The sequence below is a fragment of the Azospira restricta genome, from assembly GCF_016858125.1.
GTDB lineage: Bacteria > Pseudomonadota > Gammaproteobacteria > Burkholderiales > Rhodocyclaceae > Proximibacter > Proximibacter restrictus.
The window spans coordinates 2,364,292-2,385,190 of the sequence record NZ_CP064781.1 but is presented as its reverse complement, the minus strand read 5'-3'; the positions used below and the strand labels follow the sequence as shown (position 1 = coordinate 2,385,190).

At 68.6% G+C, this 20,899-nt stretch carries 23 protein-coding genes; 10 read left to right on the top strand and 13 right to left on the bottom strand.

What is annotated here, in order from left to right:
• Nucleotides 1-59 precede the first annotated feature (59 nt).
• Together IWH25_RS11735 and IWH25_RS11730 are read right to left on the bottom strand one after the other, a co-directional pair.
• Nucleotides 60-326, bottom strand: a complete 267-nt coding sequence (locus IWH25_RS11735) for a GIY-YIG nuclease family protein (protein ID WP_203385986.1) — start codon at nucleotides 324-326, stop codon at nucleotides 60-62.
• Nucleotides 323-1,174, bottom strand: a complete 852-nt coding sequence (locus IWH25_RS11730; protein WP_203385985.1) for a LysR substrate-binding domain-containing protein — start codon at nucleotides 1,172-1,174, stop codon at nucleotides 323-325. Before IWH25_RS11730 ends, IWH25_RS11735 begins: the two co-directional genes overlap by 4 nt.
• A gap of 109 nt (nucleotides 1,175-1,283) precedes the next feature.
• On the opposite strand from IWH25_RS11730, the gene IWH25_RS11725 reads away from it, so the two are divergent.
• Together IWH25_RS11725 and acuI are read left to right on the top strand one after the other, a co-directional pair.
• Entirely contained in the window at nucleotides 1,284-2,507 is a 1,224-nt protein-coding gene (locus tag IWH25_RS11725) for a YbfB/YjiJ family MFS transporter (protein WP_203385984.1), read from the top strand.
• An 82-nt stretch (nucleotides 2,508-2,589) separates the two neighbouring features.
• Nucleotides 2,590-3,573, top strand: coding sequence for an acrylyl-CoA reductase (NADPH) (gene acuI / locus IWH25_RS11720; protein WP_203385983.1), 984 nt, complete (start codon nucleotides 2,590-2,592; stop codon nucleotides 3,571-3,573).
• A gap of 24 nt (nucleotides 3,574-3,597) precedes the next feature.
• On the opposite strand, the gene IWH25_RS11715 is transcribed toward acuI, so the two are convergent.
• Complete coding sequence (locus IWH25_RS11715) at nucleotides 3,598-4,707, bottom strand: HD-GYP domain-containing protein (RefSeq protein WP_203385982.1); 1,110 nt, start codon at nucleotides 4,705-4,707, stop codon at nucleotides 3,598-3,600.
• 469 nt (nucleotides 4,708-5,176) lie between these two features.
• Here IWH25_RS11715 and IWH25_RS11710 point away from each other — a divergent pair, with 469 nt between their 5' ends.
• From IWH25_RS11710 to IWH25_RS11700, 3 genes are all read left to right on the top strand, one after another.
• A complete protein-coding gene (locus IWH25_RS11710; RefSeq protein ID WP_203385981.1) occupies nucleotides 5,177-5,947 on the top strand; it encodes an outer membrane lipoprotein in 771 nt (256 codons plus the stop codon).
• A 111-nt stretch (nucleotides 5,948-6,058) separates the two neighbouring features.
• Nucleotides 6,059-7,330, top strand: a complete 1,272-nt coding sequence (locus IWH25_RS11705) for an O-acetylhomoserine aminocarboxypropyltransferase/cysteine synthase family protein (protein ID WP_203385980.1) — start codon at nucleotides 6,059-6,061, stop codon at nucleotides 7,328-7,330.
• A 167-nt stretch (nucleotides 7,331-7,497) separates the two neighbouring features.
• On the top strand, nucleotides 7,498-8,376 hold the full coding sequence (locus IWH25_RS11700) for an alpha/beta fold hydrolase (protein ID WP_203385979.1): 879 nt from the start codon (nucleotides 7,498-7,500) through the stop codon (nucleotides 8,374-8,376).
• Nucleotides 8,377-8,383: 7 nt separating this feature from the next.
• On the opposite strand, the gene IWH25_RS11695 is transcribed toward IWH25_RS11700, so the two are convergent.
• The 4 genes from IWH25_RS11695 to zapE all read right to left on the bottom strand — a co-directional run bounded on the left by IWH25_RS11695 (nucleotide 8,384) and on the right by zapE (nucleotide 12,025).
• Nucleotides 8,384-9,661: a S1C family serine protease gene (locus tag IWH25_RS11695; RefSeq protein ID WP_203385978.1), complete on the bottom strand. Its 1,278-nt coding sequence runs from the start codon at nucleotides 9,659-9,661 to the stop codon at nucleotides 8,384-8,386.
• A 25-nt stretch (nucleotides 9,662-9,686) separates the two neighbouring features.
• Complete coding sequence (locus tag IWH25_RS11690) at nucleotides 9,687-9,896, bottom strand: hypothetical protein (protein WP_203385977.1); 210 nt, start codon at nucleotides 9,894-9,896, stop codon at nucleotides 9,687-9,689.
• A gap of 125 nt (nucleotides 9,897-10,021) precedes the next feature.
• Entirely contained in the window at nucleotides 10,022-10,873 is an 852-nt protein-coding gene (locus IWH25_RS11685) for a secretin N-terminal domain-containing protein (protein WP_203385976.1), read from the bottom strand.
• A gap of 36 nt (nucleotides 10,874-10,909) precedes the next feature.
• Nucleotides 10,910-12,025, bottom strand: a complete 1,116-nt coding sequence (gene zapE / locus IWH25_RS11680; protein WP_203385975.1) for a cell division protein ZapE — start codon at nucleotides 12,023-12,025, stop codon at nucleotides 10,910-10,912.
• 173 nt (nucleotides 12,026-12,198) lie between these two features.
• Between zapE and IWH25_RS11675 the strand changes: the two genes are divergently transcribed.
• The 4 genes from IWH25_RS11675 (at nucleotide 12,199) to IWH25_RS11660 (ending at nucleotide 13,883) form a co-directional block, all read left to right on the top strand.
• Nucleotides 12,199-12,414, top strand: a complete 216-nt coding sequence (locus tag IWH25_RS11675) for a hypothetical protein (protein ID WP_203385974.1) — start codon at nucleotides 12,199-12,201, stop codon at nucleotides 12,412-12,414.
• A 214-nt stretch (nucleotides 12,415-12,628) separates the two neighbouring features.
• A complete protein-coding gene (locus tag IWH25_RS11670) occupies nucleotides 12,629-12,955 on the top strand; it encodes a MarR family transcriptional regulator (RefSeq protein WP_203385973.1) in 327 nt (108 codons plus the stop codon).
• Nucleotides 12,955-13,287: a hypothetical protein gene (locus IWH25_RS11665; protein ID WP_203385972.1), complete on the top strand. Its 333-nt coding sequence runs from the start codon at nucleotides 12,955-12,957 to the stop codon at nucleotides 13,285-13,287. Before IWH25_RS11670 ends, IWH25_RS11665 begins: the two co-directional genes overlap by 1 nt.
• 113 nt (nucleotides 13,288-13,400) lie before the next feature.
• Entirely contained in the window at nucleotides 13,401-13,883 is a 483-nt protein-coding gene (locus tag IWH25_RS11660; protein WP_203385971.1) for a cupredoxin domain-containing protein, read from the top strand.
• Nucleotides 13,884-13,962: 79 nt separating this feature from the next.
• Here IWH25_RS11660 and IWH25_RS11655 read toward each other — a convergent pair whose 3' ends face one another.
• Genes IWH25_RS11655 through IWH25_RS11630 form a run of 6 tightly spaced genes read right to left on the bottom strand, consistent with a single transcriptional unit; the run spans nucleotide 13,963 to nucleotide 20,217 of the window.
• Nucleotides 13,963-15,216, bottom strand: a complete 1,254-nt coding sequence (locus tag IWH25_RS11655; protein ID WP_203385970.1) for a ligand-binding sensor domain-containing protein — start codon at nucleotides 15,214-15,216, stop codon at nucleotides 13,963-13,965.
• 31 nt (nucleotides 15,217-15,247) lie between these two features.
• Nucleotides 15,248-16,321, bottom strand: coding sequence for a ligand-binding sensor domain-containing protein (locus IWH25_RS11650; protein WP_203385969.1), 1,074 nt, complete (start codon nucleotides 16,319-16,321; stop codon nucleotides 15,248-15,250).
• A 10-nt stretch (nucleotides 16,322-16,331) separates the two neighbouring features.
• Nucleotides 16,332-16,625: a c-type cytochrome gene (locus IWH25_RS11645; protein ID WP_203385968.1), complete on the bottom strand. Its 294-nt coding sequence runs from the start codon at nucleotides 16,623-16,625 to the stop codon at nucleotides 16,332-16,334.
• Entirely contained in the window at nucleotides 16,622-17,269 is a 648-nt protein-coding gene (locus IWH25_RS11640) for a tetratricopeptide repeat protein (RefSeq protein ID WP_203385967.1), read from the bottom strand. Before IWH25_RS11640 ends, IWH25_RS11645 begins: the two co-directional genes overlap by 4 nt.
• A 27-nt stretch (nucleotides 17,270-17,296) precedes the next feature.
• Complete coding sequence (locus tag IWH25_RS11635) at nucleotides 17,297-18,676, bottom strand: sigma-54-dependent transcriptional regulator (RefSeq protein ID WP_203385966.1); 1,380 nt, start codon at nucleotides 18,674-18,676, stop codon at nucleotides 17,297-17,299.
• A 35-nt stretch (nucleotides 18,677-18,711) separates the two neighbouring features.
• On the bottom strand, nucleotides 18,712-20,217 hold the full coding sequence (locus IWH25_RS11630; protein WP_203385965.1) for a sensor histidine kinase: 1,506 nt from the start codon (nucleotides 20,215-20,217) through the stop codon (nucleotides 18,712-18,714).
• A 136-nt stretch (nucleotides 20,218-20,353) separates the two neighbouring features.
• Between IWH25_RS11630 and IWH25_RS11625 the strand changes: the two genes are divergently transcribed.
• On the top strand, nucleotides 20,354-20,887 hold the full coding sequence (locus tag IWH25_RS11625) for a tetratricopeptide repeat protein (protein WP_203385964.1): 534 nt from the start codon (nucleotides 20,354-20,356) through the stop codon (nucleotides 20,885-20,887).
• Nucleotides 20,888-20,899 lie beyond the last annotated feature (12 nt).

Genomic DNA, 20,899 nt, shown 5'->3' with positions numbered 1-20,899 from the left:
TCTGCGGGATTCTAGCGGCGAAACGCCGTCCGCATATCCGGAAGCAGCGGAAGCGGTGCTCAGGCGCTCGCCAGCGCGAGCGCGTAGCGCCGCTTGTCGGCGGGGCTCAGTCGCTTGATCCGATACTCGGCCTTCGACGCCGCCGAGCGGTCGGCATGCGCCTCGTAGCCGAGCAGGCGCACCGGCGCGTGCGAGCGCGTGTAGCGCGCGCCGGTGCCGTTGCAGTGCGCGGCGTAGCGCGCCGCGACGTCGACGGTGATGCCGGTATAGATGCTGCCGTCGGCGCACTCGATCAGGTAGAGGAACCAGGGCTTGCCGGCGCTCATGTCCGCACCGTGGAGGCGACCGCTTCGGCCAGCGTGCGCACCGCCGCCAGCGTCGGCCCGCCCTGCAGGCGGATCATTCCGGTCGGAACGCGGCCGATGTCGTCGGGCACCGTCCCGATCGCCAGCTCGGCCGCGTGCGGCGACTGCTCGACGACGCGCCGCGGCATCAGCGTCCAGCCGAGCCCGACCGCGACGCAGCCGAGGATGCCGTCGAGCGTGCCGAATTCCATCGCGTCGGCCTGCGCATGGCCGATCGCGCGCTGCCACGCGAGCGCACGGGCGCGGTAGGCGCAGCCCTCGCGGAACAGGATCAGCGGCTGCCGCACCGGGTCGGCGCCGCGGGCATGGACCTGCACCAGCTCCTCGACCAGCAGTTCGTCGAAGGCGAGCCCGGGATGCACCACCGGCCCGGCGACGAAGGCACAGTCGAGGCGGTGTTCGAGCACGCCGGACATCAGCGCCGCGGTGGTGTCGGTGAAGATGCGCAGCTCGACGCGCGGATGCGCGGCACGCACCGCCTTCAGCGCGTTCGGCAGATGCACCGCGGCGAAGGTCTCCATCGTGCCGATGCGCAGCTCGCCGACGGCTTCGCCGGCCTGTCGCACCGCCGCGCTCGTTTCCCGTTCGAGCTGCAGCATGCGCCGTGCGTAGTCGAGCAGCACCCGTCCCGACGGCGCCAGTTCGAGGCCGCGCCCCTTGCGGAAGAAGAGCTCGGCGCCGAGTTCCTGCTCCAGCCGGCGGATGCGGCTGGTGACGTTGGACTGCACGGTGTTCAGCTTGCGCGACGCGGCGAGGATGCCGCCTTCCTCGACCACCGCCTGGAAGGTACGCAGCGCGATCAGTTCCATCGCCGATTCCTTTCTATCTGCAATACAGAATATTTACTTCTGAACAATTCATTTGTTCAGATAGATTACTCCGTTTATCGTGTCCGTACAAAAACCCCTCCCCACGGACATGAACGACTCGACAGAAGACAGACGGGCGCGCCTGAAGATCCTCGGTGCCGGCATCTTCAGCCTGCTGCTGGTGCTCGGCGTCGCCCGCTTCGCCTACACGCCGCTGCTGCCGCTGATGCAGCAGCAGGCCGGGCTCGGCGTCGCCGAGGCCGGCTGGCTGGCGGCGATCAACTACACCGGCTACCTGGCCGGGGCCCTGATCGCCTCGCTGATCTCAGACCTCGTGCTGAAGGACCGCCTGTACCGCATCGGCATGCTGCTCGCGGTCGCCAGCACGGCGGTGATGGGGCTGTCCACCGACGTCACGGTATGGGCGCTGTCGCGCTTCGTCGCCGGGCTGGCGAGCGCCGCCGGCATGCTGCTCGGCACCGGACTGATCCTCAACTGGCTGATCCGCCACCACCACCGCAGCGAGCTCGGCATCCACTTCGCCGGCATCGGGCTGGGCATCGCCGGCTGTGCCGGCGCCGTCGCGCTGATGAGCCAGTGGCTGGATTGGCGCGGGCAATGGTTCGCGTTCACCGCGATCGCCTGCCTGCTGCTGGTGCCGGCGCTGCGCTGGCTGCCGCCGCCCGACACCAGCACCGTGACCGCGAGCGGGCAGCCGATGAACGACAACCCGCCGAGCCCGCTGTTCCTGCGCCTCTTCCTCGCCGCCTACTTCTGCTGCGGCATCGGCTACGTGGTCAGCGCCACTTTCATCGTCGCCATCGTCGACCGCCTGCCGGGGCTCGCCGGCCACGGCACGCTCGCCTTCGTCGTGATCGGCCTCGCCGGCGCGCCGGCCTGCATCGTCTGGGACCTGATCGCCCGCCGCACCGGCTATCTCGACGCGCTGGTGCTCGCCGGCGCGCTGCAGGTGGTCGGCATCGTGCTGCCGCTGCTGGTCCCCGGGCTGGCCGGCGCGCTCGCCGGCGCGCTGCTCTTCGGCGGCACCTTCATCGGCATGGTCAGCCTGGTGCTGACGATGGCCGGCCGCTACTACCCGACGCGCCCGGCGAAGATGATGGGCAAGATGACGCTCGCCTACGGCACGGCGCAGATCCTGGCGCCGGCGCTCACCGGCTGGCTGGCGACGCTGACCGGCACCTACGCCTCCGGCCTCTGGCTGGCGAGCGGCGCGATGGTTGCCGGGACGCTGCTGCTGCTCGCGCTGAAGCGCGTCGAGCGACGGCAGGCCTGCCTTGAACTGGCCGCCGCCCGCTGTCCGCAGCAGGGTTAGCCGCAGCGCGACGCCTTCCCCTTTGCCCGGGCTTGGCCGACAATCCGGCCTGCCCTCCCCTTCTTTCGCCCAGGAGCCTCGCATGTTCAACGGAATTCTCATCAACAAGGACGACGCCGGCTACCGCGCGGCGCTGCAGCAGATCGACGAAGCCGGCCTGCCCGAGGGCGACGTCACCGTCCGCATCGACTGGTCGACGCTGAACTACAAGGACGGCCTCGCGATCACCGGCAAGTCGCCGGTGGTGCGCAAGTTTCCGATGGTGCCGGGGATCGACTTCGCCGGCACGGTCAGCGCCAGCAGCCACCCGGAATGGAAGGTCGGCGATGCGGTCGTGTTGAACGGCTGGGGCGTCGGCGAGACGCACTGGGGCGGCCTCGCGCAGGTCGCGCGCGTCAAGGGCGACTGGCTGGTGCCGCTGCCGGCCGCGTTCACGCCGCGGCAGGCGATGGCCATCGGCACCGCCGGCTACACCGCGATGCTCTGCGTGCTGGCGCTGGAAAAGCACGGCATCAGGCCGGCCGACGGCGACATCCTGGTCACCGGCGCCAACGGCGGCGTCGGCAGCGTCGCCGTCGCGCTGCTGGCGAAGCTCGGCTACCGCGTCGTCGCCTCCACCGGCCGCCCGGCGGAAGCGGCGCACCTGCAGGCGCTCGGCGCCGCCGAGGTGATCGACCGCAGCGAACTGGCGGCTCCCGGCAAGCCGCTCGGCCGCGAACGCTGGGCCGGCGTCGTCGACGCCGTCGGCAGCCACACGCTGGCCAACGCCTGCGCGACGACGAAATACCGCGGCGCCGTCGCCGCCTGCGGCCTGGCGCAGGGCATGGACTTCCCGGCCAGCGTCGCCCCCTTCATCCTGCGCGGCGTCACGCTCTACGGCATCGACAGCGTGATGGCGCCGCAGCTCGTCCGCCTCGAGGCCTGGGCGCGGCTGGCGCGCGACCTCGACGTCGCCAGGCTCGACGCGATCACGACCGAGATCGGCCTCGGCGACGCCATCGCCGCTGCCGGCGCGCTGCTCGAAGGCAAGGTGCGCGGCCGCGTGGTGGTCGACGTTAACCGCTGAAACGGCAGCGGTGCGGGGTGACGCTCAGGAGGCGTAGCCCCAGAAGCGCGACAGGTTGAGACGGTGCCTGACCTGCTCCCGGGGAATCACGCTCGTCACCGTGAATTCGGGGCGCGCCGTGTCACGCTTGACCGCCTCCAGGTAAGGCGCTCCGTCGCCGCGCGACAGCGCGACCGCCCGCGGCGTGTCGACGCTGGCGCCCCGCCTGACCGACAGTGCGAGATCGCCGTTGCTGAGCTTGAGGAAAGTGCCCGGCATGTAGAGGCCGACCTCCTTGATCAACAGGCCGAGGAAGGGGCTGTCCTGCGCCCGCTCGCGGATAAACAGGTCGCGCGCGGCGACCGGCGGCAGCAGTGCCTGGCGATAGGCGCGCGCACTGATCTTGGCGCAGAAGACGTCCAGCGTGCGGACCAGTTCGGCGATCGCCGCGGCGTCGGGACGGACGAGCGAGTCGGCCGCCAGGCGCTGCCGGCAATGATGCAGCGCCACCGCCTGCAGCCAGCGCTCGTTGCCGACCCCGGCCCGCCGCAGCAGCTCGGCCCCCTGCGCCGGATGCGCCGCCACGGCCCGCCGCTGCTCCTCGCTGAGCGGCGCATGCTGCTTGGTGAGCTCGGTCTGCAGCGGGATCATCGCGACGTTCATGCTCAGCGCGACGCACACCAGATCGCGCCGGTCGCCGTCGCCCCAGCCCAGTTTCTTCGCCAGGATCGCCGCCATCACCGCCACGTGCAGCACGTGGGTGTAGGCGTAGCGCTCGATGTCCTTGAGCAGGATGGCGCCGAGCGCCGCATCAGGATCCTTGTCGGCGAGCACGCAGACCAGCAGCGCAAGGCCGCCAATCCGCTCCTCGACGAACTCCTGCGACTCGACGTCACGCAGGATGCGCACCAGTTTCGACTGGATGTCGTCCCACAGCCAGAAGGGGTCGAAACTGGTTTGCGGCGGGGCCGCCGGCTCGCCGGCGACATCGGGGTAGTCGTCGGCGACGTAGAGCCCGCGCTCGACGAGGCCGCGCATCTGCTTTTCGGTTTCGACTACGTAGCCCCGGCGCAGCAGCAGGGTTCCGTCGGCATCGAAGACATCCCAGCCGAGCGGGCAAGCGACGCGGATGTCGCGGTAGGTCAGTTTCCTCACGCCTCCTCCTGTATTCGCCGTCCGGGCTCCGTCCCTGTTCGTCGCCGCGGCACTTTCGCCTTCCGGCGCGGCACGTCGCGAACAAGCGGAAACCTCGTTCTATTGCCCGGCGAGGATAGCGATCAGGACGGGAGCATTATCGAAACCCCCAGACGCTTCCTCAACCAAGTATTTGTATTGCAAGTTATAAAAACAATCTTATTTAGTCAACGATTCTTAAATAAACAATAGTTATTGTTACTTGTACGTATTAGTTTTGCTTATCATCAACCGGGGACGCCGCGCGCCCCGACGCGGCGGCACCGCCCCGCCACCGCGCAGCGCGGCACCGGCAATGCCGCCGGACCGCCTCCAGGCGTCGCACCGCCGCCGGCTGTTTCGAGTTGTAAGAGTTTGTTTCCCTCGTCCCGCGCAACGCGAGCGCCATGCGTTAATCGCCGCACGTACCCCACGTCTCGGAGAACCCACCATGGAAACCGCCCCCCTCGCCCGCAAGCCCCACCCGATGATTCTGGTCGCCGCCGCCTCGGTCACCGCGCTCAGCCTGACCGGCGTCGCCGCGCTCGCCGGCTGGCTGCCGGTGCGCGGCGAGGCGCCGGCCGCTCCGGTCACCGCCGCGGCGCCGGCGACGCAGGCCGCGCCGGCGATCACGACGGCGAGGAGCGAGACGCCGGCGACGCTGCAGATTCCCGCCGGCTCGACGATCACCGTCGAACCGAAGCGCCAGGCCAGCACCCCGCGCGCGCCGGCACGCACGACCAGCACCGTCAGCCAGGAAGCCCCGCACGAGCCGGCGCCGCGCGCGACCCGCGTCGCCACGCAGCCGGTCAACGACAGCGGCATCTACGTCGAGAACGCCCGCCCGGCGCAACCGCCGAGCCAGCCCGCCGCGCAGGCGCAGGCGACCTGCCATGACTGCGGCACGGTGGAGGCGGTGCGCGAGATCGCCGGCAAGGGCGAAGGCACCGGCCTCGGCGCGATCGCCGGCGGCGTCCTCGGCGGCCTGCTCGGCAGCCAGGTCGGCGGCGGCAACGGCAAGAAGGCGATGGCCGTGGTCGGCGCCGCCGGCGGCGCCTACGCCGGCCACGAAGTCGAGAAGCGCATGCGCGGCGAGACGCAGTACGAGATCACCGTCCGCTTCGACGACGGCCGCACGCGCACCTACACCGAGACGCAGGCGCCGCAGTTGCAGAACGGCGACCGCGTGCGCCTCGCCAACGGCCGACTGGTCATGCTCTGAGCCAATAGAAGCGCGCAGTCGCGGGGGTTTCCGCAGTGTTGCGGGAACCCCCGCGGCATTTTCCGGGTGATAAGATTCGGCCTTTCTTCGACGACCGAACGAGGCGCCCGCATGAAGCTCGAAACGCTTGCCGTCCACGCCGGCTACAGCCCGGACCCGACCACCAAGGCGGTGGCCGTCCCGATCTACCAGACCACCTCCTACGCCTTCGACGACACGCAGCACGGCGCCGACCTGTTCGACCTCAAGGTGCAGGGCAACATCTACACGCGGATCATGAACCCGACGCAGGACGTGCTCGAGAAGCGCATCGCCGCGCTCGAAGGCGGCATCGCCGGCCTGGCGCTGGCCTCGGGGCAGGCGGCGATCACCTACGCCATCCTGACCATTGCCGAAGCCGGCGACAACATCGTCTCGGCGTCGACGCTCTACGGCGGCACCTACAACCTGTTCGCGCACACGCTGCCGCAGTACGGCATCCAGGTCCGCTTCGCCGACTACAGCAAGCCGGAGACCTTCGCTGCGCTGATCGACGCGAAGACCAAGGCGATCTACTGCGAGTCGGTCGGCAACCCGCTCGGCAACATCACCGACTTCGAGCAGCTGGCCGACATCGCGCACGCGCACGGCATCCCGCTGATCGTCGACAACACCGTGCCCTCGCCCTACCTGTGCCGGCCGATCGAGCACGGCGCCGACATCGTCGTCCATTCGCTGACCAAGTACGTCGGCGGCCACGGCAACTCGATCGGCGGCATCATCGTCGATAGCGGCAAGTTCCCATGGGCCGAGCACAAGGAGCGCTTCCGCCGCCTCAACGAACCCGACGTCTCGTATCACGGCGTGGTCTACACCGAAGCCCTCGGCCCGGCCGCCTACATCGGCCGCGCCCGCGTCGTGCCGCTGCGCAACATGGGCGCGGCGATCTCGCCGATGAACGCCTTCCTGATCCTGCAGGGCTGCGAGACGCTGGCGCTGCGCATGGACCGCATCTGCGCCAACACCAGCAAGATCGCCTGGTACCTGAAGGACCACCCGAAGGTGTCGTGGGTCAGCTACGCCGGCCTGCCCGAGCACCCCGACAACCACCTCGTCGAGAAGTACATGGAAGGCCGCGCCTCGGGCATCCTGACCTTCGGCGTCAAGGGCGGCTTCGCCGCCGGCGGCCGCTTCCAGGATGCGCTGAAGCTGATCACGCGGCTGGTGAACATCGGTGACTGCAAGTCGCTCGCCTGCCACCCGGCGTCCACCACGCACCGCCAGCTGAATGCGGACGAGATGAAGAAGGCCGGCGTCTCGGAAGACATGATCCGCCTGTCGATCGGCATCGAGCACGTCGAGGACCTGATCGCCGACCTCGACCAGGCACTGAAAGCCGCCTGAGCGATGCGCGATGCGCATCGCGAAGAAGTGCCCTCGGGGTGCGCCTGAGCGATGTGCCCTGCACATCGCGAGGAAGCACTCCCGGGCTGCGCTTAAGGCCGGCCAAGGAACGAAAGGGCCGCGGGGGCAGTCTGACCCGCGGCCTTGTCTTGTCCGGACCAAACCACATGAACCGACGCACTGAATCGCGCAGCGAAACCCTCGCCGTGCGCGGCCTCCGCTACCACGTCCGCCACTGGGGGCCGGCCGACGCACCGGCGGTCTTCCTGCTGCACGGCTGGATGGATTCGTCGCCGACCTTCCAGTTCCTCGTCGACGCGCTGCGACAGGAATGGCACCTGATCGCGCCCGACTGGCGCGGCTACGGCGAGTCCGAATGGCTCGGCCGGCCGTACTGGTTCCCCGACTACTACGGCGATCTCGACGCGCTGCTCGCGCACTATTCGCCGGCGCGCCCGGCGCGGCTGGTCGGCCACAGCATGGGCGCCAACATCGCCGCGATCTTCGCCAGCGCCCGGCCGCAGCGGGTGGCGCAGGTGGCGATGCTCGACTTCCTCGGCCTGCCGGCGACCGCCGCGCAGGACGCGCCGAAGCAGTTGGCGCAGTGGCTGGATCACCTCGGCGAGACGCCGCGGCTCAACAGCTACGCCGACCATGCCGCGCTGCAGCGCCGGATGCAGCAGATCAACCCGCGTCTCGACGACGACAAGGCCGCCTTCCTCGCCCGCGCCCTCGGCCGCACGCTGCCCGACGGCCGCGTGCAGATGGCCTGCGACCCGTGGCACCGCGTACCGTCGCCGGTGCTCTACCGCATCGACGACCAGCTCGCCTGCTGGCAGGCGATCGCAGCGCCGGTGCTGATGCTGGAGGCGACCGACGGCTTCGTGCACGAGCGTTTCGGCGCCGACCCGGCCGAGCGCGAACGCCGCCTCGCCGCCTTCCGCAACCTGCAGCTAGCGACCATCGCCGACTGCGGCCACAACCTGCACCACGACCAGCCGGAACGGGTCGCGGCCGCGCTCGAAACCTTCCTGACGCGGGATTAGGGCCGACTCACTCCGGCAGCGCGACGCCGATCGCCTGCAGGCCGTCGGCGATCGGCACGAACAGGTTGATGCGCGCGCGGCCGGCCTCGACGCCGCTCTGTGTCAGGCCGACGACCCGCCCCTGCTCGTCGAGCAGCGGACCGCCGCTGGAGCCGGACAGGATGGCGACGTCGCTCTGGATGAAGCGCTGTCCGTTGCGCACGCGGTAGGCGCTGACGATACCCTTGGTCAGCGAGCCGCTGAACTTCTCGCCGAGCGGCGAGCCGATCGCATAGACGGTCTCGCCCGGCGCCAGCTCGCCGCTGCGCAGCGCGAGCGGGTCGAGGCCGCTCTCGGTCTTGATCAGCGCGACGTCGCGCGCGGCATTCTGCTGCACCACCTCACCAACTGCCTCGCGGCCGCTGGCCAGCCGCAGCTTGACGAAGCGGTTGCCGCCGACGACGTGCTGGTTGGTCAGCACGTAGCCCTGGCGCGAGATGACGAAGCCGCTGCCGGAGCGGCCGCTGCCCTCGATCGTCACCACCGACGCGCGCAGCAGCGTCGCGGCACCGGCGGTGCCGCCGGCCGGCGGACTCACCGCTTCGAGGCGCAAGCCTGCCGCCTTCTGCGCCACCGCCGTCGGCAGCGGCTTCGCGCCGCCGAGCCAGGCGACGACGCCGGGCTCGGCGAGGAAATTCTTGACCAGCCCGTCGGCGCCGGCGCGGTAGAACTCGACCATCGTCGGCGCACGCCGACCGCTGACGCCGCCTTCGACCACCGGCGCATGCACCACCTTCTGCGCCGCCGGCACCAGCAGCTCCATCCGCGCCTTGAAGTAGAGGCTGCCCTCGACGGCACCGCCGGGCTTGCCGCAGTAGCTCATCTGCACTTCCTGGACGAGCGCGCCGACCTCGATCTCGACGGGCTTTTTCTGCGTCTCGCTGAACACCGACTCGTCGCCCGGGCTGCGCCGGTAGCCGAGCTCGCGCAGGTTGCGGCCGAAGGCGAAGGTGACCGCCTCGGCCAGCGCCGCCGCCAGCTTGCGGTCGAGATAGACCGGCTTGCCGTCGCTGCAGGCAGCGTCGGCGGCACTCTCGCCGACCGTGCTGTTGGCGAGTTGGGCGAACTTCATCCGCTTCAGCGCGACGCCGCGCGCCTGCTCGCCGGCCGCCGGCGGTTCCGCGGTCGGCACCGCGCGCACCGACGCCTCGGCGGCGGCAAGCAGAGGCCAACTAGAGAGTACGGCAAGCGCCAGCAGCGCGCGCAGGCGGTGAAAGGGGGCAGTCGCTGCAACGCATGGACTCATGGGCATCGTCCCGGAGCGCCGGAGATCAGGGCGACGGGGAAACCGCCGGCGCCTGGCCGGGCAACGGCCCGCGCCGCCCCTCGACCATTTCCTCGCCGGTGAACACCGCGGCCAGCGGGCAAGCGAGCCCGGGCGGGCAGCCGTGTTCGGCGGCGCAGGCCCGTTGCGTTTCGTCGGTCAGCACCATGACATGCATCAGCTCGCAGCGGGCGATCGGAGAATCGAACGTGCACATCACGCTTCCCCCTTTCCGAAGGCATTCCGCCGGGCCGGCCGCAGACGGCGGCCCGGCAGACTCACTATAGGCAGCGGCAACCGCCGCCGCCAGCATGACGCCGGAAACTTCGCGGCCGCCGGCCGCTACTGGACTTCCTCGACCTTCAGCCAGATGCTGCGGTCGTCGCGGATCTCGCTGGTACCGACCGAGAAGCCGCCGCGCTCGCGGCCGGCGGCCTGCTGGCCGCTGCCGCCGAGCTCGATCCATTCGCCGAGGCGGCCGGAGACGGTGGTCGACAGGCGCTGGGTATTGATGCTGCCATAGGCGGCGCCCGGCGTGTCGAACTGCGGGCTGATCTCCAGCGTGACGCGGTCGCCGGCGAGGCGCGGCTCGGCGTAAAAGCCTTGGCCGACGTCGCGATAGACCACGGTCTCGGTGACGACCGCGCCGCCCGGGCCGACCACGACCTGGCGCAGCGGCAGCGGCAGCGACTGGCCGACGCTGATGTAGGCGCGACCGCCCTCGACCACCTGCACCGACTGCATCGCGCCGGCAGCGCGCGTGCTGCGCGTGTCGACCACCTGCCCGCCGACAACGTTGCCATCGCGACGGATCTCGACGCGGCCGCCGCCGACGGCGACACCCGACGGCGGCTGGATGATGCGCACGTTGCCGCTGCCGACGCTGCCGTAGGCCTCGGCGCCGCTTTGCCGCATCTCGGCGTCGCGGTGCTGCGAGACGAGGATGCGCAGCGAGCGCGCCGGCGTGTCGAGCGCGGCCAGCGCCTGCCTGATCTCGTCGCGGTTCTTGCGCGAAGCGCGCAGGATCAGCTGGTTGTTCATTCCGGAGAGCGCGGCGCCCGGCTCCAGCAGCGGACGCAGGACCGGCAGCACCTGGTCGACGGTGCGGTGGCGCAGCGGCAGGATTTCCATCTCCTGCTGGGCGGCGGCCAGCAGCGGCAGCAGGACGAGCAGGATCGACAGCAGGCGCTTCATCGCGCAGCCCTCGCGCAAGGGAAAGGAAAGAGAACCTTAGCCCGCCAGGTGCTGCAGGGCAAGATACTCGCGCGAGCGCATCTCGGTCAGCCGGCTCACCGTGCGGAAGAATTCGCTCGCCTGCACGCCCTCGGTATAGAGCTGGTCGGCCTCGCAGTCGGCGGTGGCGATCAGCTTCACCTTGTGGTCGTAGAAGACGTCGACCAGCCAGGTGAAGCGGCGCGCCTCGTTGGCCCGTGCCGCACTCAGTTTCGGGATGCCGGAAACCAGCACCGTGTGGTAGCCCTGCGCCAGCTCGAGGTAGTCGTTCTGCGAGCGCGGGCCGCCACAGAGCACGGCGAAGTCGAACCAGATGACGCCGTGGCCGCGCCGGCGGGTCGCCACCTTGCGCCCGAGGATGTCGATCTCGCCGCCCTTCCTGCCCTCGTCGCCGGCGATCGCGGCGAAGTACTCGGCCATCTTGCGCTCGGCCGAGTCGTCCGCCGGATGGTGGTAGATCTCGACCTGCTCGAGCGTGCGCAGCCGGTAGTCGACGCCGGCCTCGACCTCGAGCACGTCGAGCTGCGCCTTCATCAGCGCGATCGTCGGCAGGAAGCGGTCGCGCTGCAGGCCGTTCGGGTACAGCCGGTCGGGCGGGTAGTTCGAGGTCATCACGAAGATCACGCCGCGCGCGAACAGCGCCTCGAGCAGACGGCCGAGGATCATCGCGTCGGCGATGTCGGAGACGTGGAATTCGTCGAAGCAGAGCAGGCGCACGTCGCGCGCGATGCGCGCGGCGAGCGCGGCCATCGGATCGGCCTCGCCCTTCAGCTCGTCGAGCTGGCGATGCACCTGGTGCATGAAGGCGTGGAAGTGGATGCGGCGCTTGCGGCGGTACGGCACGGCGTCGTAGAAGCAGTCCATCAGGAAGCTCTTGCCGCGGCCGACGCCGCCCCAGAAATAGACGCCGCGCGGCGGCTGCGGCCGCGCGAAGAGCCGGCGCAGGGGGCCGCTGCGCGCAGCCTTGAAGGCGAGCAGTTCGCCGTAGAGGCGCTGCAGGCGCTCGGCCGCCGCCTGCTGCGCGGCGTCGGCGCGATAGCCGCGCGCGGCGAGCGTCGCCGCATAGGCGTCGAGCATTCCGTGCTCGGAGACGTTGAGGGCTCGGTGGGGCATGACGGTCTTCTTCGGGAAGCGCGGATTATCGCACGAGGCGCCCGCCGCCGCCCCTTCAAGGCCGTCGCGCCCTGAGCGATGCGCCCCGCGCATCGCGAGGAAGTACTCTTGGGGTGCGGTTTGTGGCACAGTGTCGTCCGGCAATCCGGACGACATCAGGACAGGCGCTGGCGATGGCAAGAAAAGCGAAATGGATTCCGCAACCCGGGGAACTCGCGCACTACTGGTGCAGCAGCGGCAAGCTCGCGCGCGGCGGACTCAACGTGCGCGTCGTCGCCGAAGCGAGCGGCGGCTACATGGTCGTCGAGGCCGCGCGCGGCGACGGTTCGCTGGTGCGCATCACGGTCAAGGCGGCGAGCCTGACCGCCCCGCAGCCGTCGCTTTTCTGAACCCCTCGCACAGTGCACGGCCGATGTCGCCAATGCCACATTTCCGACACGCAGAGGCCCCTCGCGCACCCCGCCCCACCCCATGGCGACAGGCTTTAGTGACATTCGTGAAACACTCCGAAATCCGGCTCAACTTGATCCCAAACAACTGTTGAGCGACCTCGGCAACCGCGTAACAATGGGCTTATGACGGATAAGAAGTAGAAGCCCGACAATGAGCATCGCGAGCCTGAGAAAATTCAACCAACTGGCCGTCAAGCATATCGAGCGCTTCGGAACGCGCGATGACCTGAAGATCCTCCTCGAGATCGGCGCCCGCCAGCAGGCCGGCGAGCGAATGACCCTGAAAACGCTGATGCTGTGCTGCTCGGTGCCGGAATCGACGCTGAAGCGCCGGCTGGCGAAGCTGGTGCGCCAGGGCTTCGTGATCAAGGAGATGACTGCCAACGATCATCGCGTGCATTGCTACACCGTCGCCGACAAGACGATGAAGCTGCTGCACGCGTTCATCGACGACATCCGCGCCTTCGAGTGGCCTTGATGAGCGCAACCGGCAGCGACGTCCAGCGCCTGCTGAGCGCGTGCACCAGCGTCGGCGAGATCCGCAACGCACTCAATGCGCTGTGCGCCGACTTCGGCAACGTGCTCAACGTCACCGTGCTGTGCGGCAACAATTCGCCGCAGAAGAAGCTGTGCGTGGTCGACCTCGTCCCCGACGACAGCGACGTTCAGCGCTGCGCCCGCCACCTCGGCGGGCGGATCTTCGGCTACAGTTCGGTGATCCTCGACCTCGTTCCGCATCCGCAATTCGGCTGTCCGCGCGGGGTCGAAGCCCCGCCCGCGATCGACTGCTCCTGCATCGCCCGTCTCTGACGCCGCCGCTGCAGCACGGGTATTCCGCAATTAATAAGCACGCGCTAAACTGCCCCGCAGAACCGGCAATTTCGACGACCACTCGGGCGCGCCGGCACACCAGGGAGGCATGCATGCGCAAGACCCCATTCCTGCTGGCGCTGGCCATCGTGCTCGCGCCGCTGCCACCGGCATCCGCCGCCGACGCAGCGGAGGCGAAACCCCCGCTCTCCGAAGAAACGCGCGTGGCCGTCCTGAAAGCGGCCGACTGGAAGGAGATGCAGTCGGTCAACCTGGAACTGCGGGACTACGGCCTGTCGCCGCGCGAACTGCGCTTCAAGGCCGGGCAGCCCTACCGCCTGGTGATCACCAACAACGGCTCGCACAGCCATTACTTCAACGCGCCGGAATTCCTGCAGAACATCGCCGCGCGTAAGGCGCAGGTGAAGGACCAGGTCGAGGTCAAGGCGCCGTTCTTCTCGGCCTTCGAGCTCGCCCGCCGCGGCGGCAACGTCGAACTGTTCTTCATCCCGGTGAACAAGGGCAGCTACCGGATGTATTGCCACCTCGAAGGCAAGGCGCACGAAGGCGTCCAGGGGGCGGTGATCATCGAATAGCGCCACCGGCGCAACCGGGCAGCACAAAAAAAAACGGGCGGTGCCGGCATTCCGGCGCCGCCCGTTGTCTTCCGTGCAGTTACTTGGCCGGTCGCAGGTGGGCGACGCCGCCGAAGCTGCCAATCCACAAATCGCCGCCGGCAGTGGTGGCCATCGCGAAGACGTTGTTGGCGAAGAGGCCGTCGGCGGTGGTCATCGCCTTGCCGAACTTGCCGTCGACATACTGCGTCAGGCCGTTGTTGGTGCCGACCCAGAGGCGGCCCTTGTCGTCCATGTGCAGCATGAAGACGTGGTTGCCCGGCAGGCCGTCGGCGGTGGTGTAGCTCGTCCACTTCTTGCCGTCGAAGCGCGACAGGCCGCCGCCCCAGGTGCCGGCCCAGATGTGGCCCTGGCGGTCGACCTCGAGGGCGACGACGTAGTTCGGGTTGTAGGCGACGTCGACGCCCTGCAGACCCATCTCCTGCTTCTGCTTGGCGTGGTGCACCGACTGCTTGCCCGGGTCGCTCTTGAAGGCGATGTCCTGTTTGACCTTCTCGTACGGCGCGCCGAGGCCGCGCTGGTGGTTCCAGTTTTCCCACTTGTTGTTGGCGAAGCGCGCCATGCCGCCTTCGGTGGCCAGCCAGATGTCGCCGTTGCGGCCTTCGGCGAGGCCGTAGACCCAGTCGTTGGGCACTCCGCCTCGGGTGTTCTCGACGGTGTAGAGATCCCACTTGCTGCGGTCGTCGAGGTGGCCGCCGCGCACGCGGTTGGCGCCCGACCAGGTGGCGATCCAGATGTCGCCGTTGGTCGCGGTGATGATGTCGTAGACGAAGGCGTCGCCGAGGCCTTCGGGAATGTTGTAGGTCTTCCACTTGCCGGTTTTCTCGTCGAGCAGCGAGAAGCCGCCGCCGTAGGTGCCGACGGCGATCATGCCCTTCACCTTGCCGACGAAGAACATGCCGTTGGAGAGCAGGCCGTTCCTCGCATCGTAGAGCTTGTAGCTGTCGTCGCGGGTGTCGTAGCGGACGACGCCGCCGGAGGTGCCGACCCAGACCACCGGGCCTTCGACGTGGATCGACTTGACGTTCTTGTTGCCGACGCGGAAGTGCGTGAACTTGGCCGCGGGGTCGATCGTGACCTTGCCCTCGCGCTCCTGGTTCGGCAGCGGCGCCCCGCTCTGGCCGACCGGCGGATGCAGCGGCGACGACAGGCCGCCGGGGATCGGGCGCTGCGGCTGCGCCGCCTGCGCCAGCAGCAGCGGCGCCTCGTCCTCGGCGGCGACGGCCGGCAGGCCGATCAATGCCGCGCACAGCGCGAGCGAAATTTTTTTCCGGAACAGTGCTGATTGGCTCATCTGAATCATCCTCGTTGCGCCTGGGCGCTCATCATTTCTCGGCAATGCGCACGACACCGCGCTTGGTGCCGGCCCACACGTCGCCGTTCGGCGCGATCGCCACGGCATAGACATGGCTGTCGAGCAGCCCCTGGTCCTTGCCGAAATTCTTCCAGCCCTTGCCGTCATAGCGCGACACGCCGTTGTCGGTGCCGAACCAGAACACGCCCTTGTCGTCGCGCGCCATCGAGTAGACGATGTTGCCCGCGAGCCCGTCCTGCGTGGTCAGGTTGGTCCACTTCCTGCCGTCGTAGCGGCTGACGCCGCCGCCCCAGGTGCCGGCCCAGATCGTGCCGTTCGGTTCCGCGAGGATGGAGAAGACGTAGTTCGGGTTGTAGGTGCCGAGCCCCTCGACCATCGTCGACAGGTCGTGGCGCGAGCGCGTGCCGAGGCCGGTGTTCGGGCTCGCCTGCAGCTTCTCGACGTTGTCGGCGCCGAGGCCGTCCTTGTGCGTCCACGAGCGCCACTTCTTGCCGTCGTACATCGACACGCCGCCCTCGGTGCCGAACCAGACCTTGCCCGACGCATCGACGGTGAGGCCATAGACCCACTCGTTGATCAGCTCCTTGACGTAGGTCTTGAACTTGCCGGTCTTGACGTCGTAGTGGTTGGCGCCGGCCCAGGTGCCGATCCACAGGTTGCCCTGCTTGTCGTTCTCGAAGGCGTAGATCCAGTAGTCGGCCAGCCCGTGCAGCGGGAAGAAGGTCTTCCACTGACCGTCCTTGTAGCGCGAGGCGCCGCCGGCGTTGGTGCCGAACCACTTGTAGCCCTGGCTGTCGACGCCGACGGCGAAGACATACTCGTTGGCCAGGCCGTGCTGGCGGGTGAAGGTGTTCTTCGGCTTCTGCGTCTTCAGGTCGATTTCCATGACCCCGACCGAGGTGCCGACCCACAGCGTGTTGGCCGGCTTCTCGACGGTCAGCGCGCGCACGTAGACGTTGTTGCCGACGTCGAAGGAGTCGATGACGCGCAGCCCCTCGGGCTTGTCCGCGGCGAGCGCCGCGGTGGCGAACAGGGTGGAGGCGAGCAGGGTGGGAGCGAGACGGGCGAGCAGTGTTGTTTTCATGGTCTATCGGTCAGCGGAGGGTGCGGGCGTAGGCGAGGGCGTCAAGGATATCAGGATCGGAAAGGATGCCCATGAACGGCGGCTGGCCGCGGCGGCCGGCCTTGATCGTCTGCAGCAGCATCATGTCCGGCTGGCGCAGGCCCTCCTGGCGCGCCAGGTTGGGCGCACCGGCCATCACCGAGATGCCGTTCGGCCCGTGGCAGTTGGCGCAGTGCTGCATGTAGACGCGGTGCCCCTTGGCGAGGTCGGCGGCGAAGCCGGCGGCCGGCAGCAGCAGCGCGGCGGCGAACAGGACTCTGATCATTTGGCGGCCCTCCGCTTCGGACGCGTCGTCGCCTGCTGCACGTTGCGCAGCGCGTTTGCCTTCGCCTGCAGGCGATCGGCCTCCTTGGCGTCCGGCGCCAGGCCGAAACCGCCGTTGCGGTAGGCCAGCACCATCGCGTCGATCGCCGGCAGGTAGTCGTTGTCGACTGCGGCTTTGACCCAGCGCAGCGACTCCTCGCCCTCGCGCGCGCTCTCGGGAATGCCGAGCTGGGCGCTGAGGTAGGCCTGCGCGATGACATTGGTCGCCTGCCGGTGCCCCTGCTTCGCCGCCGCCAGGATCAGGCGGTGGGCTTCGGCGAGGTCCTTCTTGACGCCTTCGCCGAGCGAGTAGAGCTTGCCCAGGCGGAACTGACCTTCGGCGTCACCCAGGTCGGCGGCCTTGCGGAACACCACCGCGGCCTCCTCGTCGAACTCCGAGCTGTCGAGGATGTCGCCGAGCAGCACCATCGACGGCGCGTGCCCGGCATCGGTGCCCTTGCGCAGCAGCGGCATCGCGCCGACGACGTCGCCGGCGTCGTAGGCCTTCTTGGCGACGGCGTAATCCTCGGCCGCCCCGGCGACGGCGAGCGCGGGCAGCAGCAGCGCGCCCGCCAGGGAAATCCGGAAAATCCTTTGCAGCGACATGGTCGGCACCATCCTCCGAAAAATGGATCAGGCCTCGAGGCGCATCATGCCCAGCGCCTCGAACTCCTCGAGCTTGCGGTACAGGCTGGACAGCCCGATCTCCAGCCGCTGCGCGGCCACCTTGCGGTCGCCGCCGCAATCCTTCAGCGCACGGAAGATGATGTCGGCCTCCAGGCGCCGCAGCTGCTCGCGCAAGCCCCCGCTGACAGCAACATCCATGCCACTGACCGGCTTGCTGCTCACGGTGTTGCGGGCGATGTCCGGCGGCAGGTCGGAGAGCGTGATGCGGCCGCCGTCGGCGAGGATGTAGGCGCGGTTGATCACGTTCTCCAGCTCGCGCACGTTGCCCGGCCAGGCATAGTCGGCGAGCAGCTCCTCAGCCATCGGGTCGAGCTCGAGCACCTTCTTGCTGGCGTTGCCGGCGAGGTTCTGCAGCACGTAGCGGATCAGCCGCGAGATGTCCTCGCGCCGCTCGCGCAGCGGCGGGATGTGGATGTGGAACATCGACAGGCGGAAGAAGAGGTCCTCGCGGAAGGTGCCCTCCTTCACCATGTCGGCGAGGTTGCGATTGGTCGCGGCGACGATCCGCGTGTCGACCCGGCGCGCCTGCTCGCCGCCGAGCGGGCGCACCTCCTTGTCCTCGATCACGTGCAAGAGCTTGGTCTGCATGTGCAGCGGCAGCTCGCCGATCTCGTCGAGGAACAGCGTGCCGCGGTCGGCCTGCGAGAAGAGGCCCTTGCGCGCGCGGTCGGCGCCGGTGAAGGCGCCCTTGGTGTGGCCGAAGAACTCGCTCTCGAGCAGGTTCTCCGGGATCGCGCCGCAGTTCACCGGGATGAACGGGAACTCGCTGCGCGCACTCATCTCGTGGATCGAGCGCGCGGTAACGCCCTTGCCGGTGCCGCTCTCGCCGGTGATCAGCACGGTGCTGTCGGTGACCGCGACCTTCGACACCAGCCGTTCCATCGCCGTCATCGACGGCGCGGTGAAGTGGAAGACGCCGCGCTCGCCGGCGACCATCTGCCGCAGCGCCTGGTTCTCCGCCTTCAGGCCGCGCATCGAGTCGATCTGCGCGAGGCGGTGCAGCAGCTCCTCGTTGCGCACCGGCTTGACGATGTAGTCGGTGGCGCCGGCGCGCAGCGCCTCGACCGCCGTCTCCATCGAGGCGAAGGCGGTGACCATGATGAAATGCGTATCGATCCCCGAGCCCTTGAAGCTGCGCACGAGATCGACGCCGTTGCCGTCCGGCATCTTGATGTCGCACAGCGCGACATCGACGTCGCCGCGGACCAGCTTGGAGGACGCCTCCTTGACGTTTTCCGCGGTATCGACCGAATGGCCGGCACGGCTCACCGTCGCCGCCAGGATCTGGCGGATTGCCGCTTCGTCATCAATTACCAGCACATGCATATGCGTTCATTCCCCAGAGAACTGCATTAGTCTCGTTACGCCCCGAGCGCCGCCGGCACCGGCAGGCTGACCGTCACCAGCGTGCCGGTGCCGACCTCGGAGTTCAGCGTGATCTCGCCGCCGGCGCCGCGGATCAGCTCGCGGCACAGGAACAGTCCCAGCCCGGACCCCTTGCCCGGCCCCTTCGTCGTGAAGCGCTCGTTGAACACCTGGTCGATGACCTCGGGGGCGATGCCGGTCCCGTTGTCGCGGACCGAGAGCAGCACCATGCCGTCCTTGACGGCGGTACTGACCTCGATCTTCGGCAGCGGATCGGTTCGCCCCTGCAGCGCATCGGCAGCATTTATAAGCAAATTCATTGCCACCTGTACCAGCTGGTCGGCGACGGCGTACACCGCCGGCAGCGCCGGCTCGAGGTCCATCTTCAGCTCGAGGAGGCGGAAGCGGCGGTCGAAGGCGACGAAATTGCAGGTGCTGCGGATCAGGCCGTTGAGGTCGATCAGCTCCGGATCGGGCGACTGCGGCACCGAGAATTCGCTGATCTGGCGGGTGATGTGCATCACCCGCTTGGCCTGGTCGAGGATCATCTCCGGATGACAGACGCTGCGGTACTGCGCGCAGTCCTCCTTCTGGCATTCCTCGTCGATCGCCTGCGCGATGCCGACGATCGCCGACAGCGGGTTGTTGATCTCGTGCGCGACCGCCGCAGCGAGCGAGCCGACCGCCGCCATCTTCTCCTTGTGGAACTGCTGCTGGCGGGCGACCTCGATCTCCGACTCGTGGTGGCGCAGGTCGCGCTGCATGTCGTTGATCGCGCTCATCAGCGAGCCCAGCTCGTCGTCGCGCTGCACCTTCAGCGGCTCGCCGCGGTAGCCGCGAACGATCGCCACCGCCCGCTCGCGGGCGACGCCGATGTCCTCGGCGAGACGGCGGAAGAAGAACATGATCAGGCCGCCGAGCACGGTCAGACCGATGACGACGAAGGCGGTCCATTCCATCGTCAGCCGGTCGAAGGTGCTGCGGTAGCGGTAGAGCAGCCGCTGGCTGCGGTTGTTGATGTCGTTGGTCACCGTGTCGAGGTCGATCACCAGCCGGTGCATGCCGCCGCGCAGGTCGGCGATCGCCGCCCGCGACGGCGAGGTCGACAGCTCCTCGATGCCGCGGTTGAGCGCGGCGACGCCGTCGGCGAGGAAGGGGTAATGCGGCAGCAGCCGGGTCAGCCCGGAGAGCACGGCCTCGACCTCGAGCACGAGAACCTTTGCCGACTCCTCGATATTGGGTGCAAAATAATTTTCGTTGACGGCCAGCACCGCGCGCGAGACGGTCATGTTGAGCGCCACCTGGCGCTGCTCGAGGCCGTGGATTTCCTCCAGCTCGGCCACCGATTCGACGAGAATGGTGCGTTCGTACGAAATGACCGCCATCACGCCGGCGAAATAGATGAGCAACACGACCACGGTCCACATGCCCTTGCGGCGCAGCGACGTCCCCCGGATGGGATACTGCTCAGCGCTGCCCGGCTTGTCCTGCCCAGCTACCATCGCTTGCTCCATGTGCGCAGCGCCCGTTCAAGGCCCATTTTTTGCTTCCCGCAGTCACCATTCGTTTGCCGATGCATTCGGCCATTATCCACCAACCGATGCACGCAGTCGCCGCCTCGCCAAACCAGGGTTCTAAATGCTGCAAAAACTTTCGCTGACCGCCCTCGCCCTCATCGCCAGCACGCTGCTCCATGCCGCCGACCCGCTCACCGACGCCGTCCGCGCGATCGAGGCCGGCCGCCATGCACAGGCCGCACAAATGCTGACGCCGCTGGCCAACGGCGGCAACCCGCTCGCCCAGTTCCGCCTCGGCGCGCTCTACTACCAGGGGCACGGCGTCCCCGAAGATGAGAAACAGGCGATCTACTGGTGGAAAAAGGCGGCGGCGCAGGGCTACACGGAGGCGATGTTCCAGCTCGGCTCGGCCTACCTGTTCGGTTCGCAAATCGCAAAAATCGTACCCGACCCCGACCGTGAGGCGGCGATGTGGTACTTCCAGGCAGCCAGCGCCGGCCATGCCGAGGCGCAGTACCACCTCGGCCTGCTTTTCCTCGCCGGCAAGGGCGTCATCGACAGCCGCACCGAAGCCGCACGCTGGATGCGCAAGGCCGCCGCCCAGGGACATCCGGAAGCGAAGAAGGCGCTCGCCAGCATCGAAGGCGGCAAGTAACCCCGGCAGCGC

What these genes read in the sequence shown, in the direction of transcription:
- IWH25_RS11625 (WP_203385964.1), top strand. Translation starts at nt 20,354, where the DNA reads ATGCTGCAAAAACTTTCGCTGACCGCCCTCGCCCTCATCGCCAGCACG.
- IWH25_RS11650 (WP_203385969.1), bottom strand. Translation starts at nt 16,321, where the DNA reads ATGAAAACAACACTGCTCGCCCGTCTCGCTCCCACCCTGCTCGCCTCC.
- IWH25_RS11640 (WP_203385967.1), bottom strand. Translation starts at nt 17,269, where the DNA reads ATGTCGCTGCAAAGGATTTTCCGGATTTCCCTGGCGGGCGCGCTGCTG.
- acuI (WP_203385983.1), top strand. Translation starts at nt 2,590, where the DNA reads ATGTTCAACGGAATTCTCATCAACAAGGACGACGCCGGCTACCGCGCG.
- zapE (WP_203385975.1), bottom strand. Translation starts at nt 12,025, where the DNA reads ATGCCCCACCGAGCCCTCAACGTCTCCGAGCACGGAATGCTCGACGCC.
- IWH25_RS11635 (WP_203385966.1), bottom strand. Translation starts at nt 18,676, where the DNA reads ATGCATGTGCTGGTAATTGATGACGAAGCGGCAATCCGCCAGATCCTG.
- IWH25_RS11730 (WP_203385985.1), bottom strand. Translation starts at nt 1,174, where the DNA reads ATGGAACTGATCGCGCTGCGTACCTTCCAGGCGGTGGTCGAGGAAGGC.
- IWH25_RS11685 (WP_203385976.1), bottom strand. Translation starts at nt 10,873, where the DNA reads ATGAAGCGCCTGCTGTCGATCCTGCTCGTCCTGCTGCCGCTGCTGGCC.
- IWH25_RS11710 (WP_203385981.1), top strand. Translation starts at nt 5,177, where the DNA reads ATGGAAACCGCCCCCCTCGCCCGCAAGCCCCACCCGATGATTCTGGTC.
- IWH25_RS11725 (WP_203385984.1), top strand. Translation starts at nt 1,284, where the DNA reads ATGAACGACTCGACAGAAGACAGACGGGCGCGCCTGAAGATCCTCGGT.
- IWH25_RS11630 (WP_203385965.1), bottom strand. Translation starts at nt 20,217, where the DNA reads ATGGTAGCTGGGCAGGACAAGCCGGGCAGCGCTGAGCAGTATCCCATC.
- IWH25_RS11665 (WP_203385972.1), top strand. Translation starts at nt 12,955, where the DNA reads ATGAGCGCAACCGGCAGCGACGTCCAGCGCCTGCTGAGCGCGTGCACC.
- IWH25_RS11690 (WP_203385977.1), bottom strand. Translation starts at nt 9,896, where the DNA reads ATGTGCACGTTCGATTCTCCGATCGCCCGCTGCGAGCTGATGCATGTC.
- IWH25_RS11700 (WP_203385979.1), top strand. Translation starts at nt 7,498, where the DNA reads ATGAACCGACGCACTGAATCGCGCAGCGAAACCCTCGCCGTGCGCGGC.
- IWH25_RS11735 (WP_203385986.1), bottom strand. Translation starts at nt 326, where the DNA reads ATGAGCGCCGGCAAGCCCTGGTTCCTCTACCTGATCGAGTGCGCCGAC.
- IWH25_RS11675 (WP_203385974.1), top strand. Translation starts at nt 12,199, where the DNA reads ATGGCAAGAAAAGCGAAATGGATTCCGCAACCCGGGGAACTCGCGCAC.
- IWH25_RS11670 (WP_203385973.1), top strand. Translation starts at nt 12,629, where the DNA reads ATGAGCATCGCGAGCCTGAGAAAATTCAACCAACTGGCCGTCAAGCAT.
- IWH25_RS11695 (WP_203385978.1), bottom strand. Translation starts at nt 9,661, where the DNA reads ATGAGTCCATGCGTTGCAGCGACTGCCCCCTTTCACCGCCTGCGCGCG.
- IWH25_RS11645 (WP_203385968.1), bottom strand. Translation starts at nt 16,625, where the DNA reads ATGATCAGAGTCCTGTTCGCCGCCGCGCTGCTGCTGCCGGCCGCCGGC.
- IWH25_RS11655 (WP_203385970.1), bottom strand. Translation starts at nt 15,216, where the DNA reads ATGAGCCAATCAGCACTGTTCCGGAAAAAAATTTCGCTCGCGCTGTGC.
- IWH25_RS11705 (WP_203385980.1), top strand. Translation starts at nt 6,059, where the DNA reads ATGAAGCTCGAAACGCTTGCCGTCCACGCCGGCTACAGCCCGGACCCG.
- IWH25_RS11660 (WP_203385971.1), top strand. Translation starts at nt 13,401, where the DNA reads ATGCGCAAGACCCCATTCCTGCTGGCGCTGGCCATCGTGCTCGCGCCG.